This window comes from Anoxybacillus tepidamans PS2, from assembly GCF_000620165.1.
Lineage (GTDB): Bacteria > Bacillota > Bacilli > Bacillales > Anoxybacillaceae > Anoxybacteroides > Anoxybacteroides tepidamans_A.
In genome coordinates this window covers 498347-515892 of the sequence record NZ_JHVN01000001.1, presented here as the reverse complement: position 1 = coordinate 515892, position 17546 = coordinate 498347, and the positions used below count along the sequence as shown (strand labels likewise).

14 protein-coding genes and 1 rRNA gene are annotated in these 17546 nt (G+C 40.1%); 7 read left to right on the top strand and 8 right to left on the bottom strand.

Translation table 11 applies throughout. From position 1 onward, the window contains the following. The 8 genes from N667_RS0102755 to dnaA form a co-directional block, all read right to left on the bottom strand. Window positions 1-338, bottom strand: a 16S ribosomal RNA gene (locus N667_RS0102755); the annotation flags it as partial. Window positions 339-831: 493 nt separating this feature from the next. Further along, window positions 832-1926, bottom strand: coding sequence for an HD-GYP domain-containing protein (locus N667_RS0102750; protein ID WP_027408152.1), 1095 nt, complete (start codon window positions 1924-1926; stop codon window positions 832-834). Between the two features lie 93 nt (window positions 1927-2019). After that, entirely contained in the window at window positions 2020-4491 is a 2472-nt protein-coding gene (gene gyrA, locus N667_RS0102745) for a DNA gyrase subunit A (RefSeq protein WP_027408151.1), read from the bottom strand. A gap of 104 nt (window positions 4492-4595) precedes the next feature. Continuing rightward, window positions 4596-6518 carry a DNA topoisomerase (ATP-hydrolyzing) subunit B gene (gene gyrB / locus N667_RS0102740; protein ID WP_027408150.1) on the bottom strand — a complete coding sequence of 641 codons (1923 nt, stop codon included), beginning with the start codon at window positions 6516-6518 and terminating at the stop codon, window positions 4596-4598. 48 nt (window positions 6519-6566) lie between these two features. Further along, entirely contained in the window at window positions 6567-7682 is a 1116-nt protein-coding gene (gene recF, locus N667_RS0102735) for a DNA replication/repair protein RecF (RefSeq protein WP_027408149.1), read from the bottom strand. 11 nt (window positions 7683-7693) lie between these two features. After that, window positions 7694-7915, bottom strand: coding sequence for a S4 domain-containing protein YaaA (yaaA, locus tag N667_RS0102730; RefSeq protein WP_027408148.1), 222 nt, complete (start codon window positions 7913-7915; stop codon window positions 7694-7696). Between the two features lie 119 nt (window positions 7916-8034). Continuing rightward, a complete protein-coding gene (gene dnaN, locus N667_RS0102725; RefSeq protein WP_027408147.1) occupies window positions 8035-9171 on the bottom strand; it encodes a DNA polymerase III subunit beta in 1137 nt (378 codons plus the stop codon). A 172-nt stretch (window positions 9172-9343) separates the two neighbouring features. Then, window positions 9344-10693 carry a chromosomal replication initiator protein DnaA gene (gene dnaA / locus N667_RS0102720; RefSeq protein ID WP_027408146.1) on the bottom strand — a complete coding sequence of 450 codons (1350 nt, stop codon included), beginning with the start codon at window positions 10691-10693 and terminating at the stop codon, window positions 9344-9346. A gap of 518 nt (window positions 10694-11211) precedes the next feature. Between dnaA and rpmH the strand changes: the two genes are divergently transcribed. From rpmH to rsmG, 7 genes are all read left to right on the top strand, one after another. Then, a complete protein-coding gene (gene rpmH / locus N667_RS0102715; RefSeq protein WP_003397591.1) occupies window positions 11212-11346 on the top strand; it encodes a 50S ribosomal protein L34 in 135 nt (44 codons plus the stop codon). Window positions 11347-11412: 66 nt separating this feature from the next. Then, on the top strand, window positions 11413-11772 hold the full coding sequence (gene rnpA / locus N667_RS0102710) for a ribonuclease P protein component (protein ID WP_027408144.1): 360 nt from the start codon (window positions 11413-11415) through the stop codon (window positions 11770-11772). Window positions 11773-11826: 54 nt separating this feature from the next. Next, a complete protein-coding gene (gene spoIIIJ, locus N667_RS0102705; RefSeq protein WP_035097809.1) occupies window positions 11827-12594 on the top strand; it encodes a YidC family membrane integrase SpoIIIJ in 768 nt (255 codons plus the stop codon). After that, entirely contained in the window at window positions 12591-13226 is a 636-nt protein-coding gene (gene jag, locus N667_RS0102700) for an RNA-binding cell elongation regulator Jag/EloR (RefSeq protein ID WP_027408142.1), read from the top strand. The genes spoIIIJ and jag overlap by 4 nt, the downstream gene beginning before the upstream one ends. Window positions 13227-13476: 250 nt before the next feature. Continuing rightward, window positions 13477-14862 carry a tRNA uridine-5-carboxymethylaminomethyl(34) synthesis GTPase MnmE gene (gene mnmE, locus N667_RS0102695; protein WP_027408141.1) on the top strand — a complete coding sequence of 462 codons (1386 nt, stop codon included), beginning with the start codon at window positions 13477-13479 and terminating at the stop codon, window positions 14860-14862. Between the two features lie 18 nt (window positions 14863-14880). Next, window positions 14881-16770 (top strand): tRNA uridine-5-carboxymethylaminomethyl(34) synthesis enzyme MnmG, encoded by a 1890-nt coding sequence (gene mnmG / locus N667_RS0102690; protein WP_027408140.1) that lies wholly within the window; start codon window positions 14881-14883, stop codon window positions 16768-16770. Window positions 16771-16791: 21 nt separating this feature from the next. Further along, a complete protein-coding gene (gene rsmG / locus N667_RS0102685; protein ID WP_027408139.1) occupies window positions 16792-17508 on the top strand; it encodes a 16S rRNA (guanine(527)-N(7))-methyltransferase RsmG in 717 nt (238 codons plus the stop codon). The last annotated feature ends 38 nt before the right edge of the window (window positions 17509-17546 follow it).

Sequence of the window (17546 nt, the reverse complement as noted above, 5' to 3'; positions counted from 1 at the left end):
CCGTGTCTCAGTCCCAGTGTGGCCGATCACCCTCTCAGGTCGGCTACGCATCGTCGCCTTGGTGAGCCGTTACCTCACCAACTAGCTAATGCGCCGCGGGCCCATCCGTAAGTGACAGCAAAAGCCGCCTTTCAACCAAAGACCATGCGGTCTTCAGTGTTATCCGGTATTAGCTCCGGTTTCCCGAAGTTATCCCGATCTTACGGGCAGGTTGCCCACGTGTTACTCACCCGTCCGCCGCTAACTAAAAGGAGCAAGCCCCTTTTAGTCCGCTCGACTTGCATGTATTAGGCACGCCGCCAGCGTTCGTCCTGAGCCAGGATCAAACTCTCCAAAGAAATTTGATTGGCTAATTTGTCTAGCTTCAGACGCCATCGGCTCGCGACGCTTCGGTCCTGCTGCGGCGGCAATAGCCTCCTCGCAGGCCCTACAGCGCGTTTCGCCGATTATCGGACGTCCTCAGCTTTTCTTTATTGTCTAGCTTCGGCTCGCAACGCCTCGCGGAAAATAACCTTCCTCCATCGACATGCAAGCATGTCTCGTCGGAAGAACATTTTCCTTTCGTCGTTCAACGCTCGCCTTCGCTTTTCTTAGTGGACGCTTCGTTTTGTTCAGTTTTCAAAGAACACTTCTCAATTAACACAGCTATTACATATTAACATTTTCGAAAATCGATGTCAATCTTTTTTTAAAATTTGATTCATCGATTTCAGACATTGTCTATTATACATATGTGTTTTAGTTTTGACAAGCATTTTTTATACCTCCCCCGCTGGAAGATATTATTTATTGGTAGGGGAGGTATTTAATCTAATGTACTAATGCAGGAAACTAAGAGGTATAAATAACTTCTTCAATAAAGATATTACGCTGTTCATTTAGAGAAATAAACTGGTTTGTGTTCATCGTTTTTACAATTGGACGAGTTGGCTCTTTTCTTTGAATAAACACAATCTCTGCCATTTCTCCATTTGATAGTTTTACTTTTGTTCCATTATTAAATGTTGTCAAACTGTCTAGTAGCACTTGCACAACTTCCATACTTAATTTTCCAAAATTATCAACTTGTATTTGTTCTAGTGCTTTGAATGGAGACTCCTTTTTTCGATAAAGACGTTCGGAAACCATCGCATGATATACATCTGCAACTGAAACAATTTTACTATATGGATGGATTTGTTTATCACTAATTCCAAATGGATACCCACTTCCATCGTTTCTTTCATGGTGTTGTAGAACTGCTAATTTAACTCCTTCCTGCAACACCGGTATTTTTTGAACCATCTTATATCCTAATACGGTGTGCTGCTTCATCTCTTTATACTCTTCCGACGTAAGAGCCGATTTTTTCGTAATGATTTTTTCATCAATTTTAGACATTCCACAATTGCATAAAACTCCCGCAAGGGCTATTTGATAACAATCTCCCTTGCTATAGTTTAAATATTTAGCCAAAAAACCCGATAGTAGCCCAACGCTAATAGCATGATGATATAAATAATCCTCTTTCGTAGTATACCTATATAAGGTGAGCAACTCCCTCCGATTTTCGATAAGCCGATCAAGTAGAGGAATGATTAATTCTCTAATTTTTCCAATATCAATTGGAGACCCTAATTGCCAAGCTTGAAAAAACTTTTTATATTGTTGTACAGCCCTTAAATATAATGTAACAACATCCTCTTTTTTATTTTCTATTTCATTTTTCGGCGACTTTGGTTCGATGATTTCTGATGGCTTAAATGGTTGACCATTCGATAACACTGGTTCCACATAGACATCTTCAATCAAAAATTTCACAAGTATATTTAAAAGTGTTGAATCTAACACCGTATTTCTAGGAATAATCGTTTTTTTTGTTTTTCCTGTTACATCTTCCGCGAGAATGCATCCTTCCTGCAATTGATTAATCTTGACCCGAATCATTTTTTTCCCCCAGTCTTACAACAAATTTCCCCTTTATTTATGAAAAAGCTGATCCGAAAGCGTTAATAGTTAACTTTCGAATCAGCAAGCCGGTTAATTCTCTTCGTTTTCTTCTAACTCTTTTCCTTCTTCTTTCGGCACCTTGGCTACTGTAGCAACATACTCATGTCCGTTATCGCTTGACAGGCGAATTAGCTTGACTCCTTTTGTATTTCTCCCCATTCTGGAAATGTCGCTGACCGCAATACGAATTAAAATTCCTTTTGTTGTAATCAACATTAAATCCTCTTCATCGGTAACTGTTTTAACAGCTACAACCGTTCCGTTTTTCTCTACGATGTTGCACGTTCTTAATCCTTTCCCACCGCGGCTTTGTACTCGATACTCAGATGCTTTGGTTCGTTTTCCATAACCGTTTTTCGTTACAACTAATACATCATGGTTTTCTTCTAAAATTTCCATACCAACAACTTCGTCATCGCCCTCTAACGTAATTGCTTTGACTCCTGTTGCGTTTCTTCCCATTGTCCTTACATCTGTTTCAGGAAAACGAATAAGCATCCCGTTCTTTGTTCCAACAATCACATGTTTGGAGCCGTCTGTCAGTTTGACAGAAATTAATTCATCACCTTCACGCAGACTCACAGCGATCAAACCATTGTTGCGAATATTCGCAAAAGAAGACAATGGGGAACGTTTAGCAATTCCTTCTTTTGTCGTAAAGAATAAGAAGGAATTATCATCAAATTGATCAATCGGGATGATAGTATTGATCCACTCGTCTTTATCGATCTCTAATAAATTGATGATTGGAATTCCTTTTGCTGTTCGTCCGAATTCAGGAATTTCATAACCTTTTGCGCGATACACTTTCCCTTTATTTGTAAAAAACAAAATCGTATGGTGTGTAGAAGTGATCAAGAGATGCTCGACAAAATCATCTTCGCTTGTGTTCATTCCTTGAATCCCTCTACCGCCGCGTCTCTGGCTTTTGTAGGTGGAAAGAGGCAATCGTTTAATATATCCCTTATGCGTTAATGTAACAACAATGTTTTCACAAGGAATTAAGTCTTCATCATCAAACTCTTCGACTCCACCGCTTACGATTTCGGTTTTCCTCTCATCATTAAAACGCTCTTTTATTTCTGTTAATTCATCACGAATAATTTGGAGCACTTTTTCTTCATCTGCTAGAATTGCTTTTAGTTCTGAAATAAGCCGGACTAGCTCTTGGTACTCTTGTTCAATTTTCTCTCTCTCTAAACCGGTTAACCTTTGCAGGCGCATATCTAAAATTGCTTGTGCCTGTCTTTCCGTCAACGAGAATTTCTGCATCAACCCTTCTTTTGCAATTTCCGTCGTTTGCGAATGGCGAATTAAGTGAATGACTTCATCTAGGTGATCTAGGGCAATGCGCAATCCTTCCAAAATGTGGGCGCGCGCTTCCGCTTTTTTCAATTCATACGCTGTACGACGGCGAATCACAATTTTTTGGTGTTCTAAATAATGCATTAAGCATTCTTTCAAATTCAATACTTTCGGTTCTCCGTCTACAAGCGCCAGCATATTGATTCCAAAACTTGTCTGCAAAGCCGTTTGCTTGTATAAATTGTTTAAGATGACTTTAGCGTTAGCGTCTCTGCGGACCTCCATAACAATTCGCATTCCGCTTCTATCCGACTCGTCGCGCAAATCAGTAATGCCGTCAATCTTTTTCTCACGCACAAGTTCAGCGATTCGTTCAATTAATTTCGCTTTATTTACTTGGTATGGAAGTTCGCGGACAATAATCGTTTCTTTCCCATTTTCTTTTTGTTCAATTTCCACTTTTGCACGCAATGTGATGGAACCGCGCCCTGTTTCATAAGCTTTTCGAATTCCGCTGCGGCCAATAATTTGTCCGGCAGTAGGAAAATCAGGTCCCGGTATAAATTCCATTAACTCAGCAATTGTCATTTCAGGGTCCTTACTTAAAGCTAAAAGAGCATCGATTACTTCCCCAAGCTGATGCGGTGGAATGTTAGTCGCCATACCGACAGCGATACCTGACGAGCCATTAACAAGTAAATTCGGAAATCTAGATGGTAAAACAACCGGCTCTTTTTCCGATCCATCATAGTTATCCTGATAATCGATCGTATCTTTGTTGATGTCACGTAATAGTTCCATGGATATTTTAGACATTCTCGCTTCTGTGTAACGCATTGCAGCCGCAGCATCACCATCAATAGAGCCGAAGTTACCGTGCCCATCAACAAGCATATACCGGTAGTTAAAGTCCTGTGCCATACGCACCATCGTGTCATAAACAGCAGCATCGCCGTGAGGATGGTATTTACCAATTACTTCACCAACGATACGTGCCGATTTTTTATAAGGCTTGTCCGCTGTCATTCCTAAGTCATGCATCGCATATAAAATCCGACGGTGAACAGGCTTCAATCCGTCACGAACGTCCGGTAATGCACGCGAAACAATGACGCTCATCGCATAATCAAGAAATGATGAACGCATTTCCTGACTAATATTTACTTCGCGAATTCGCGAGTTAAGATTTTCAGACATTTCTCAAAGAACCTCCCTTAATAAACTTATTTTTTTCCCGGGGGAGGGTGGTACATGAACACTCTCCAATACATAAGCAAGAAGGATAGATACGAACATCTATCCTAAATATCCAAATTCTTGACATATCTCGCGTTTTCTTCAATAAACTGTCTTCTTGGCTCCACTTTATCGCCCATTAAAATCTCAAATGTTTCGTCAGCTTCAATAGCATCTTCTAGACTTACCTGAAGTAACGTGCGCGTTTCTGGATTCATCGTCGTTTCCCAAAGCTGTTCCGGATTCATTTCCCCAAGTCCTTTATAGCGTTGGATCGTCGGCTTCGGATTTTCAGGAAGTTCAGAAAGAATCTTTTCTAACTGTCGATCATTATATGCATACTCAATCCGTTTCCCTTGCTGAATTTTATAAAGAGGCGGCTGGGCAATATAAACATAACCTCGTTCGATAATTTCGCGCATATAGCGGTAAAAAAACGTCAAGAGTAACGTGCGAATATGCGCTCCGTCGACATCGGCATCAGTCATAATAATAATTTTATGATAGCGGGCCTTGGTAATGTCGAAGTCTTCACCGATCCCTGTACCTAAAGCGGTAATAATTGCCCGCACCTCATTGTTGGATAAAATTTTATCCAATCGCGCTTTTTCAACATTAATAATTTTTCCGCGCAGTGGCAAAATCGCTTGGAAATGACGATCGCGTCCTTGTTTTGCCGATCCGCCTGCCGAATCTCCCTCCACAACATACAACTCGCTAATGGAAGGGTCTTTTGAAGAGCAATCGGCTAGCTTTCCTGGCAAATTCGAAATTTCAAGGGCACTCTTTCTTCTTGTTAATTCGCGGGCCTTTTTCGCTGCTAGGCGAGCCCGTGCCGCCATCATTCCCTTTTCAACAATCTTTTTGGCAATAGCCGGGTTTTCAAGTAAAAACGTTTCAAATTGTTCTGAGAAAATAGCGTCTGTTACGGTTCTTGCATCACTATTTCCAAGTTTTGTTTTTGTTTGCCCTTCAAATTGCGGCGCCGGATGTTTGACAGAAACAATCGCCGTCAAACCTTCTCGCACGTCTTCGCCAACCAAATTGGCATCGTTTTCTTTAAAAATGTGATGCTTCCGAGCATAGTCATTAATAATGCGAGTCAATGCCATTTTAAAGCCTGATTCGTGCGTTCCACCTTCATGTGTATGAATGTTATTGGCAAATGAATAGATATTGCTACTATAGCTGTCATTGTATTGAAAAGCGATTTCAACATAGATGCCGTCGCGTTCTCCCTCGATATAAATCGGCTCTTCATGAAGTACTTCACGTGTCCGATTTAAATGTTGGACATATGACTTAATTCCGCCTTCGTAATGATATTCATTTTTCCGGTTGTTCACGCGCTTATCTTCCAACGTAATTTTAATGCCTCGGTTCAAAAACGCTAATTCACGCAACCGATTTGCGAGCGTGTCATAATCGTACTCCGTTGTTTCAGTGAAAATTTCCGGGTCCGGTTTAAAATGGGTGGTAGTGCCTGTCCGATCCGTTTCACCGATCACTTGCAAATCTGTGCAAGGAACACCCCGCTCATATTTTTGGTAATGGATTTTTCCTTCACGATAAACAAATACTTCTAATTCTTGCGATAGGGCATTCACAACGGACGCCCCAACACCGTGGAGCCCCCCTGATACTTTATAGCCGCCCCCTCCAAATTTTCCACCAGCATGAAGAACGGTCATAATAACTTCCACAGCAGGTCGTCCCACTTGTTCTTGGATACCGACCGGAATTCCGCGGCCATTGTCGACAACAGTAATGCTATTATCTTTCTCGATAGTCACAGAAATTTCCGTACAATACCCAGCTAATGCTTCATCGATACTATTGTCCACAATTTCCCAAACTAGATGGTGCAACCCTTTTGATCCAGTCGATCCTATATACATGCCTGGTCGTTTTCGAACAGCTTCAAGCCCCTCTAATACTTGAATTTGTCTCTCATCATACATATGTTCGATTTTTTGTTCCATTGTCATGTTAATCACCTACGCTTTCCTTTGAAAAACAGTCAAGAAGCTTCACTGCTAGGGAGTACAAATATGACCGGAACGCACTTGATAAATAGCCGCTTCTTTAATTACTTCATGCTCGATTCCGTCAATACTTGTCGTGGTAACAAATGTTTGAACTTTTTGGCGGATTGTATTAAGCAGATGAGTTTGTCGAAAATCATCAAGTTCCGAAAGCACGTCATCTAGTAAAAGAATTGGGTAATCGCCTGTTTCTGAACAAATAAGTTCGATTTCGGCTAACTTGATAGATAAAGCAGTGGTTCTTTGCTGCCCCTGCGATCCGAATGTTTGTACATCTCTTTCATTTACATGGAATGATAAATCGTCGCGATGTGGGCCAGCGAGTGTTGTTCCCCGATAGATTTCCCTCTCCTTTATTTTAGCAAATTTCTCGACATATGCTTCTATTATTCTCGACAATTCTATTTTTTCTGATACATCTACGGAAGGGTGATATTTAATTTGCAACTTTTCCAACCCTCTGCTAATTTCATAATGGATTGGTTCAGCCCATTTTTGAAGCAACTGCGAAAATTCATAGCGTTTTAACGTGATTTTTGCAGCTAGCTCAATTAATTGCTCCGTTAGTATATCCAATACCGTTTCATCATGCTGCTGCTTCATTTGTAGCAATTTCAAATAATGATTGCGCTGTTGTAATATTTTTTGATAGCGACTTAAATCATGCATATAAACAGGAGAGATTTGCCCCATTTCCATATCAATGAAACGACGCCTAACTTGTGGTCCTCCTTTGACCAAATGCAAATCTTCTGGAGCAAACAGAACGATATTAATATTACCTATATACTGGCTTAGTTTCTGTTGTTCAATATGGTTTATTTTTGCTTTTTTCCCCTTTTTTGAAATCACAAGCTGTAACGACAGTGGACCGCTCCGTCTAACAGCTTTCCCTTCTATTTTAGCATATTCTTCATCCCAGCGAATCAATTCTTTATCATTCGATGTTCGATGGGATTTAGCCATCGCTAAAACATAAATCGCTTCCATTAAGTTGGTTTTTCCTTGTGCGTTCTCTCCTAAAATGACGTTAACGCTATTCGTAAATTCGACTTCTTGAACTGTATAATTGCGATAATTTTTTAACGATAGATGTGTTAAAAGCAAAGATTCTTCACCTACTCCATACCTTTTACAATAAAGGTACCGAACTCATAAATATCAACGATATCTCCATGCTTCAATTTTCTTCCTCGGCGATTTTCTCGTTCTCCATTGACATATACTTCATTGGTTTGCAAAAACCATTTTGCCATACCGCCCGTGTCAATGGCTTGTGCAAGCTTTAACAATTGGCCCAGCGTAATCGTTTCTGTGGTGATTTCTATATTTTGTTTCATTGATTCACCGCTCGCTTTCTTTAGGAAAAATGTCTATTATTATATTTTACCCAAAAATTGAACAATAGAAAAGAAAGCCGCTAGAGAATTCACATCATCCTAGCAGCTTTATCATTCAGTTAGTACGTTCTTACAGGAAGAATCAGTTGAAGCATCGAATCACTGTGAAGCGGCCGGAGAATAAATGGGCGCATCGCTCCTGTAAAACTGATTTTAATTTCTGTTCCTTCTAATGCTTTCAATGCATCCATCATATATTTAGCGCTAAAGGAAATTTTTAATTCTTCTCCCGTAATGGATTCGCTTTGGATTTCTTCAGTTACTTTCCCAATCTCAGGGGAAATAGAAGAAATCTCAATAATCCCATCCTGCAACGTTGTTAATTTTACCACGTTATTTCTTCCTTCTCTTGCTAGTAATGAAGCGCGGTCAATTGCCTGGAAAAATTCTTTTGAATTAACAATCACGTCCGTTTGACTATCTGCCGGAATCAGTCTCGATGTGTCCGGATAATTCCCGTCAAGCAATCGTGAGAAAAACAATAGATGCTTTGTTTTAAACAGAACTTGATTTTCCGTGATGACAATTTCCACACTTTCATTGCTATCATCTAAAATTTTACTTAATTCGTTCAAGCTTTTTCCTGGAATGACAACATTATACGACAAATGATGGTCCGTTTCTACTTTTGCTTTCCGCAAAGCCAAGCGGTGACTATCTGTCGCAATACAAATTAATTCGCCGTTTTCTAACTTCCAGTTCACACCTGTTAAAATCGGTCGCGTTTCTGATGTAGATACAGCGAACACTGTTTGACGAATAAGCGTTTTTAATAGGTCCGTTGGAAGTTTAAATACGTGCTCTTCTTTAATTTGCGGAAGGCGTGGATATTCTTCTGCATCTAAACCATTTAAGCTGAATTCTGCTTTTCCTGAACGAATAACGGTAACGAATTGGTTTCCAACCTCTATTTCTACCGTATCTTGAGGAAGTTTTTTTACAATTTCAGCAAAAAATCGTGCTTGTAATACGATACTACCTGGCTGTGATACTTCGGCAATAATTTTTTCATCCTCTTCAACCGGAATGAATGATTCAATGGATATATCGGAATCGCTTCCTGTCAATGTAACTCCTTGATCGTTCGCTACAATTTTGATCCCAGATAGAATAGGAATCGTTGTACGAGAAGAAACAGCTTTCATGACATCTTGGACACTTCGAACTAAATGGTCCCGTTGAATAGTAAGTCGCACGACTAACGCCCCCTAAATTGTTTAGAAAGTATTTTTATATTTTTATAAAAAAATAATAGTAATAGTAATAGAGTCTGTTGACATGTGGATAAGTGATAAAAAGCAAAGGAAACACAGTCATCCACATGTGGATAGACTGTGCGCAATCCTTTTATATTATTCACACTATGAATCAATGTTTTAATTTTTCTTGAATCTCCTTAATGTGTTTTTGTAATTGAACATCTGTCTGTAATAAAGTAGAGATCTTTTCATGCGCATGAATGACAGTCGTATGGTCACGCCCTCCGAATTCTTCACCAATTTTCGGAAGTGAACAATCCGTCAACTCTCGAGAAAGATACATAGCAATCTGCCTTGGAAACGCGACCGATTTTGTTCGTTTCTTTGCCTTAAAATCTTCCAACTTTAGATTAAAATGCTGTCCTACAATTCTTTGAATATCTTGAATTGTAATAACTTTCGGTTTTGAACTCGGAATGATGTCCTTTAGCGCCTCTGCGGCTAAATCCGCATTAATTTCTTTATTGATGAGCGATGAATAAGCAACAACACGAATGAGAGCTCCTTCTAGTTCGCGAATATTTGAATCAATTTGGTTAGCAATATAAAGCATTACTTCATTTGGAATGTCGAAACCCTCTGCTTTTGCCTTTTTACGAAGAATTGCAATTCTTGTTTCCAAATCCGGCGGGGTGATGTCTGTAATAAGCCCCCATTCAAACCGCGAACGAAGCCGATCCTCAAGAGTTGGGATTTCCTTTGGCGGCCGATCACTGGAAATGACAATCTGTTTGCTTTCCTCGTGAAGCGTATTAAAAGTATGGAAAAATTCTTCTTGTGTTTGTTCTTTTCCAGCTAAAAATTGAATATCATCAATTAATAGAACATCGACATTTCGATATTTGTTGCGAAAATCGTCCGCTTTATTATCACGAATAGCGTTAATAAATTCATTGGTGAATTTTTCAGACGATAGGTAGACGACCTTAGCAGATGGATTATGCTCGATGACATAATGACCGATTGCATGCATTAGATGGGTCTTTCCTAGTCCAACCCCACCATATATAAAGAGCGGATTGTAAGCTTTGGCAGGTGCTTCTGCTACAGCGAGCGAAGCTGCATGTGCAAAGCGGTTTCCGGAACCTATTACGAATGTATCAAATGTATATTTAGGATTTAGCATACTTTGCGGGAAATCCGCCTGCTCGTCGTCGATTTTTCGCTGTTTCTTTGCTGCTGATTTAAGATCTACTTCTCCCTCGTTTGGGGTGTGGGGAATAATGAATTTAACGTTGAATTCTTCACCAGTAATATCGTAAACTGTTTCGCTGATTAAGTGCGCATAGCGGGAATCAAGCCAATCTCTAGCAAATTCGTTCGGGGCTACGATTACGAGTGTATCTCCTTTTAAAGAATGAGCTTTTGTTGATTTGAGCCATGTTTCGAAGCTAGGTTTGCTAATTTTTTTTTCAATCTCCGCCAGCGCTTGGTTCCATAAATCATCGATATTTTCCACCCGTTGGCCCTCCTTTTACAAAGGGTTGTTCAACCTTTGTACAACTTTTTAAACATATAGATGTATATTTATGAATCAAATAAAAAGTGGTATGTGGAAAAATAATATTAATGAAGAAATATGACATTTCGACAAAATCCACTTTATGTGGATAAAATTTTCTACAACCTTGAATAAATCTGTCCACACATTATCCACAAACTGTGGATAATCGGACTATCCACATAAATAATCCAGAGTGAAAACAAGAATATAATATCAAATAAACTATTGTGTTGCAATGTTTTTTGAAAAATATCCACAACACTCATATCTTGTGGAAAAAATATTATCCACACCTTAGGAAGTTGTGAAAAAAGTGTCGATAAATGTTGTTGATAGATGAAAAAGCGCAAAAAAACTATCCACAACCAAAAATCATATCGCGATTCACCTGGAACGGTTGACATTTTACTAGATTGTTCACTATAATTAGAAAGACTGCCTGTAACAGTTATTCCTCAGGGAGGTGTCATATAATGAAACGCACATATCAACCAAATAAGCGAAAACGCAGCAAAGTTCACGGCTTTCGCGCGCGTATGAGCACAAAGAACGGACGTAAAGTGCTTGCACGCCGTCGCCGTAAAGGAAGAAAAGTATTATCCGCGTAGGCCACTGAAACCTCAGTGGTCTTTTTTCTAAGCTATACAAAAGAATATGGAGTGTATTAACTTGGGATGAAAAAAAAATATCGGATCAAAAAAAATGAAGAATTTCAGCAGGTTTTCCAACAAGGAAAATCAACAGCAAACCGGCAGTTTGTCGTTTATGTTTTGGATCGTCCCGAGCAGCCGTACTTCCGTCTTGGCCTATCGGTGAGCAAAAAGATTGGGAAAGCGGTTGTAAGAAATAGAGTAAAACGATACATTCGACAAGTTTTTTTAGAGCTGCGTGAACATATAGCTATTGGACACGACTATGTTATTATTGCGAGGATTCCTGTTGCTGGAATGAATTATGCTGAGGTGAAAAAAAGCTTAGTACATGTACTGAAAAAAGCGGGCGTATTAATAAAACAACCGTTTTCGTCTCCATGATGAGCTACATATAAACAAAGGAACAGATTTTTTAAATGTTAGGAGGAAAATGTGGTGAAAAGGCGAATTTGGTTAACAATCGCACTCGTTATGTTAGTAGCCCTTATTGCGGGTTGTTCGCAAGTGAACCAGCCAATTACCCCGGAGAGTAAAGGATTTTGGAACGAATATATCGTTTATCCTCTTTCTTGGTTAATTAAGTACGTGGCACATTTATTTGGTGGAAATTATGGCCTATCCATTATTGTTGTTACGATTTTTATTCGGTTGGTTATTTTACCGTTGATGATTCAGCAAACAAGAAATGCCAAGGCAATGCAGGCATTACAGCCGGAATTGCAAAAACTTCGGGAAAAGTATAGCTCTAAAGATATGCAGACTCAGCAAAAATTACAGCAGGAAACAATGTTGTTGTTCCAAAAACACGGTGTAAATCCTCTAGCTGGCTGCTTCCCGCTTATCATTCAAACACCGATTTTAATTGGTTTTTATCACGCAATTATGAGAACAAGAGAAATTGCGGACCACAATTTTCTATGGTTTGATTTAGGGGCTAAAGACCCGTATTTTATTCTACCTATCGTCGCTGGGGTAGCAACATTTATCCAACAAAAACTTATGATGGCTGGAACGGAACAACAAAACCCGCAAATGGCAATGATGCTCTGGTTGATGCCAATCATGATTATTGTTTTCGGTATTAATTTCCCAGCTGCCTTGTCACTTTACTGGGTGGTCGGAAATATTTTCTCCATTATTCAAACGTATCTCATTAAAGGTCCTGATTTAAAATCTACTCATTCAGGGGGACAGAAAAAGTGAAGGTAATAACCGCGACCGCTTCCACTGTCGATGAAGCAATTCAATCGGCATTAAATGAGTTAGGAGTTTCAAGAGATCGCGTGGAAATCGATATACTGGATCACGGAAAAAAAGGTTTTTTGGGTATTTTTGGAAATAAACCAGCGGTTGTAAAAGTAACAGTAGTACCACATCCTATTGAAGAAACAGAAACATTTTTGAAAAATGTTATCGAAAAGATGGGCATCAAGGCAACCATTGAGAAGGTTGAAAATGACAAAGAAGTGCTATTTTCTATTACTGGAGAAAAGATAGGGTTGTTAATTGGAAAACATGGACAAACCTTAAATTCGTTACAGCTGCTCGCACAGCTTGTTGCAAACCGATATACTCAAGATTATATCAACATTACGGTTGATGCGGAAAACTATCGGACAAGGCGGAAGGAAGTATTAACACAGTTGGCAGAAAAATTGGCGGAAAAGGCAATAAAAACGAAAAGAGAAGTGAAACTAGAGCCGCTCCCGGCTTATGAACGTAAAGTCATCCATGCGGCATTGGCTAATAATGGACAGGTAAAAACCTTTTCTGTTGGAACAGAACCACACCGGTATATTGTTATAGCTCCTATGCATGAACGAATGAGTCGTTAAATGTGTGTTGGAGTTATATAGGATGTGGGGAAAGGGGCTATCTCATTATTTGAGACAGCCTCTTTTTCTGTTCGCTTTTTGCTATCATCCAGAATGGAAAAACGTTGTTCTCATTATTGTTATTCACATGTGGATAAGTTAAAATTGATAATGATTAATTTCAAAACTGTGGAATATTTGTTATCGGGGATTATTATTTTGTTCACAATATAAATATAGACGAATGCGGCTAAAGAGAGGTGATAAACACATGGATTTTGATACAATTGCCGCTATTTCTACACCGATGGGTGAGGGAGCTATTGCAATTGTTCGTTTGAGCGGGAATGAGGCCATTCCGATTGCGGATCGCATTTTTAAGAGAGCAGGAGGTAAGCGGCTCCAAGATGTCGATTCGCATACGATTCATTACGGCCACATTATTGATCCGGAAAATGGTCAGACGGTAGAGGAAGTTATGGTATCGGTTATGAGGGCACCAAAAACCTTCACAAGGGAAGATGTTGTTGAAATTAACTGCCATGGTGGACTGGTTTCGGTCAATCGGGTTTTGCAACTTCTCCTTACAAATGGAGCCCGTCTTGCAGAGCCAGGAGAATTTACAAAACGCGCCTTTTTAAATGGACGAATCGATTTATCACAAGCCGAGGCGGTCATTGATTTAATCCGTGCTAAAACCGATCGGGCAATGAATGTAGCGCTCAGTCAAATGGAAGGTCGGTTATCGAAAATGATCCGCCACCTGCGGCAAACGATTTTAGAAACGCTTGCCCATGTGGAAGTAAATATTGATTACCCGGAATATGACGATGTGGAAGAGATGACTCACCAGCTTCTTATGGAAAAGGCACGATATGTTTGTGAAGAAATTAATCGGCTTTTACAAACGGCACAGCAAGGTAAAATATTACGTGAGGGACTTGCGACCGTTATTATCGGTCGACCGAATGTCGGAAAGTCTTCCTTATTAAACAACCTTGTTCATGATAATAAAGCAATTGTAACAGATATTCCAGGAACGACGAGAGATGTGATTGAGGAGTATGTTAATGTTCGCGGAGTTCCGTTAAAATTAATCGATACAGCGGGGATCCGTGAAACAGAAGATGTTGTGGAGCGGATTGGTGTCGAACGTTCGCGGCAGATGGTAAAAGAGGCGGATTTAATTTTATTTGTGCTCAATTTTAATGAGGAGTTAACAAAAGAGGATGAGCAACTCTTTGAAATGGTAAGTGGGAAGGATATTATCGTTATTGTCAATAAAACCGATTTACCACAGAAGATTGATATGGAGAGAGTTAAGCAACTCGCTAACGGCCGTCCTATTGTGACCACTTCCCTTTTGGAAGAACAAGGGATTGAAGAGTTAGAAGAAGCGATTTCGACATTATTTTTTACTGGATCGGTAGAGGCGAATGATTTAACATATGTTTCGAATTCGCGACATATCGCGCTGCTTCATCAAGCAAAAAAAGCGGTGGAAGAAGCTATCTCCGGAATTAAAGAGGGCGTTCCGATTGATATTGTGCAAATTGATTTAACGAGAGCATGGGAATTACTTGGAGAAATTATTGGAGATACGGTGCATGAAAGTTTAATTGATCAACTGTTCTCGCAGTTTTGTTTAGGAAAGTAAGAAGGAGGCTGTTGACAGATGGAGTATCAAGGAGGCTCTTATGACGTGATCGTCGTTGGCGCGGGTCATGCGGGATGCGAAGCAGGATTAGCTGCTGCACGCATAGGAGCAAAAACATTAATGATCACGTTGAATCTTGACATGGTCGCTTTTATGCCGTGTAACCCGTCGATCGGGGGACCGGCAAAAGGCATCGTTGTCCGCGAAATTGACGCTTTAGGCGGAGAAATGGCAAAAAATATTGATAAAACATACATTCAAATAAGAATGTTAAACACGGGGAAAGGGCCAGCCGTTCGTGCGCTGCGGGCACAAGCTGATAAGTTTTTATATCAGCATGAAATGAAAAAAACGCTTGAAAACGAAGAAAATTTAACGCTTCTTCAAGGAAAAGTAGAGCGTCTTATTGTCGAGGACGGTGTGTGCAAAGGGGTTATTACACATACGGGTGCTCACTATTACGCAAAAACCGTCGTTATTACGACAGGAACGTTTTTGCGCGGAGAGATTATCATTGGGGACATTAAATATTCAAGCGGTCCAAACAATCAGCAACCATCGATCAAGCTATCTGAACACCTCGAAGAATTAGGATTTCAATTAGTGCGATTTAAAACGGGAACTCCTCCTCGAGTGAATAGTCGTTCTATTGACTATAGCAAAACAGAAATTCAGCCAGGAGACGAAGTTCCACAGGCATTTTCTTATGAAACTACAAAGTATATTACCGACCAACTTCCTTGCTGGTTGACTTATACGACCGAAGAAACGCACCGAATTATTGATGAGAATTTGCATTTGTCGCCAATGTATTCCGGAATGATTAAAGGAACTGGCCCACGTTATTGTCCGTCGATTGAAGATAAAATTGTTCGTTTTCACGACAAACCGCGTCATCAAATTTTCCTTGAGCCAGAGGGCCGGAACACAGAAGAAGTATACGTACAAGGACTATCGACAAGTTTACCAGAGCATATTCAGAGAAAAATACTAGAAACAATTCCAGGGCTTGAGCGGGCGCAGCTTATGAGAGCGGGATATGCTATTGAATATGATGCGGTTGTTCCAACACAACTATGGCCGACATTGGAAACGAAAATTGTCAAAAATCTGTACACAGCGGGGCAAATTAACGGCACTTCTGGTTACGAGGAGGCCGCTGGTCAAGGAATAATTGCTGGAATTAACGCGGCTAGAAAAGCGTTAGGAAAAGAAGAACTCATTTTAAGCCGCTCGGACGCTTATATTGGTGTCTTAATTGATGACCTTGTTACGAAAGGAACAAATGAACCGTATCGTTTGTTGACATCTCGTGCGGAATATCGTCTATTGCTTCGCCATGATAATGCTGATTTGCGCCTTACAGAAATCGGGTATAAAATGGGGTTAATCTCTGAGGAGCGTTATCAAAAGTTTTTAGAGAAAAAAGCCGCAATTGAGAAAGAGAAAAAGCGTCTTCAAGCATATATCATTAAACCGACCGCCCAAGTGCAAGAGGTCATTCGCCAAGCAGGGGGCAGCGAATTAAAAGATGGAATTCGTGCTTCCGATTTATTGAAGCGTCCAGAAATGACCTACGAACATATTCAAATGCTTGCGCCAGCGGATGAACAGATTCCATCAGATGTCGCCGAGCAGGTGGAAATTCAAATCAAGTACGAAGGATACATTGAGAAATCGCTTCAACAAGTGGAGCGCTTGAAGAAAATGGAGAACAAAAAAATTCCGGAAGATATTGATTATGATGCAATCACAGGTCTGGCAACAGAGGCGCGACAAAAATTAAAAGAAGTCCGTCCGCTTTCTATTGCTCAAGCTTCGCGCATTTCCGGAGTAAATCCTGCAGATATTTCGATATTATTAGTGTATTTAGAACAAGGAAGAATCGCTCGCGTGTCGAATGAATAACATTAGTGAAGGGATCTGTCTATGGATACAAAACAGTTTCATGGATTGTTAGGAGAGAAGGGAATATCCCTTTCTCCTCGGCAATTAGAACAGTTTGAAAGGTATTATCAGTTGTTGGTTGAATGGAATGAAAAAATGAATTTGACAGCCATTACAGACAAGCCTAGCGTGTATTTGAAACATTTTTTCGACTCCATTTCTCCAGCGTTTTACTTTGATTTTTCAAAGCCTATTTCTCTTTGTGATGTCGGTGCGGGAGCAGGGTTCCCAAGCGTTCCTTTAAAAATTTGCTTTCCGCATATTAAGTTATCGATAGTGGATTCGCTGCAAAAACGCATTACGTTCCTTCACGCTTTGGCTTCAGAACTTGGATTGGAGGATGTGGCATTTTATCATGATCGGGCCGAGACTTTCGGTCGAAAAGAGGGGATTCGCGAATCATTTGATATCGTTACCGCCCGGGCAGTCGCTCGAATGTCGGTCTTAAGTGAGTTATGTTTGCCGCTAGTAAAGGTCAATGGAACATTTATTGCTATGAAGGCAGCTGCTGCCGAAGAAGAATTAGAACAAGGGAAAGCTGCTATTAAAGTGTTGGGTGGAGAAATTGCAAAGGTTCATCGGTTTAATTTGCCGATTGAGGAAAGTGAGCGCACTATTATTTTGATTAATAAAAAACGGAAAACACCAAATAAATATCCTCGGAAACCTGGGGTACCGAACAAACTTCCGATTGAGTAAGCATTTTACGACTAATGCCTTAGAATTAGGGGAGAGTT

Excerpts from the sequence above, each read along its gene's own strand:
- N667_RS0102750 (WP_027408152.1), bottom strand. The coding sequence starts at position 1,926 with ATGATTCGGGTCAAGATTAATCAATTGCAGGAAGGATGCATTCTCGCG.
- gyrA (WP_027408151.1), bottom strand. The coding sequence starts at position 4,491 with ATGTCTGAAAATCTTAACTCGCGAATTCGCGAAGTAAATATTAGTCAG.
- gyrB (WP_027408150.1), bottom strand. The coding sequence starts at position 6,518 with ATGACAATGGAACAAAAAATCGAACATATGTATGATGAGAGACAAATT.
- yaaA (WP_027408148.1), bottom strand. The coding sequence starts at position 7,915 with ATGAAACAAAATATAGAAATCACCACAGAAACGATTACGCTGGGCCAA.
- rpmH (WP_003397591.1), top strand. The coding sequence starts at position 11,212 with ATGAAACGCACATATCAACCAAATAAGCGAAAACGCAGCAAAGTTCAC.
- rnpA (WP_027408144.1), top strand. The coding sequence starts at position 11,413 with ATGAAAAAAAAATATCGGATCAAAAAAAATGAAGAATTTCAGCAGGTT.
- mnmE (WP_027408141.1), top strand. The coding sequence starts at position 13,477 with ATGGATTTTGATACAATTGCCGCTATTTCTACACCGATGGGTGAGGGA.
- mnmG (WP_027408140.1), top strand. The coding sequence starts at position 14,881 with ATGGAGTATCAAGGAGGCTCTTATGACGTGATCGTCGTTGGCGCGGGT.
- rsmG (WP_027408139.1), top strand. The coding sequence starts at position 16,792 with ATGGATACAAAACAGTTTCATGGATTGTTAGGAGAGAAGGGAATATCC.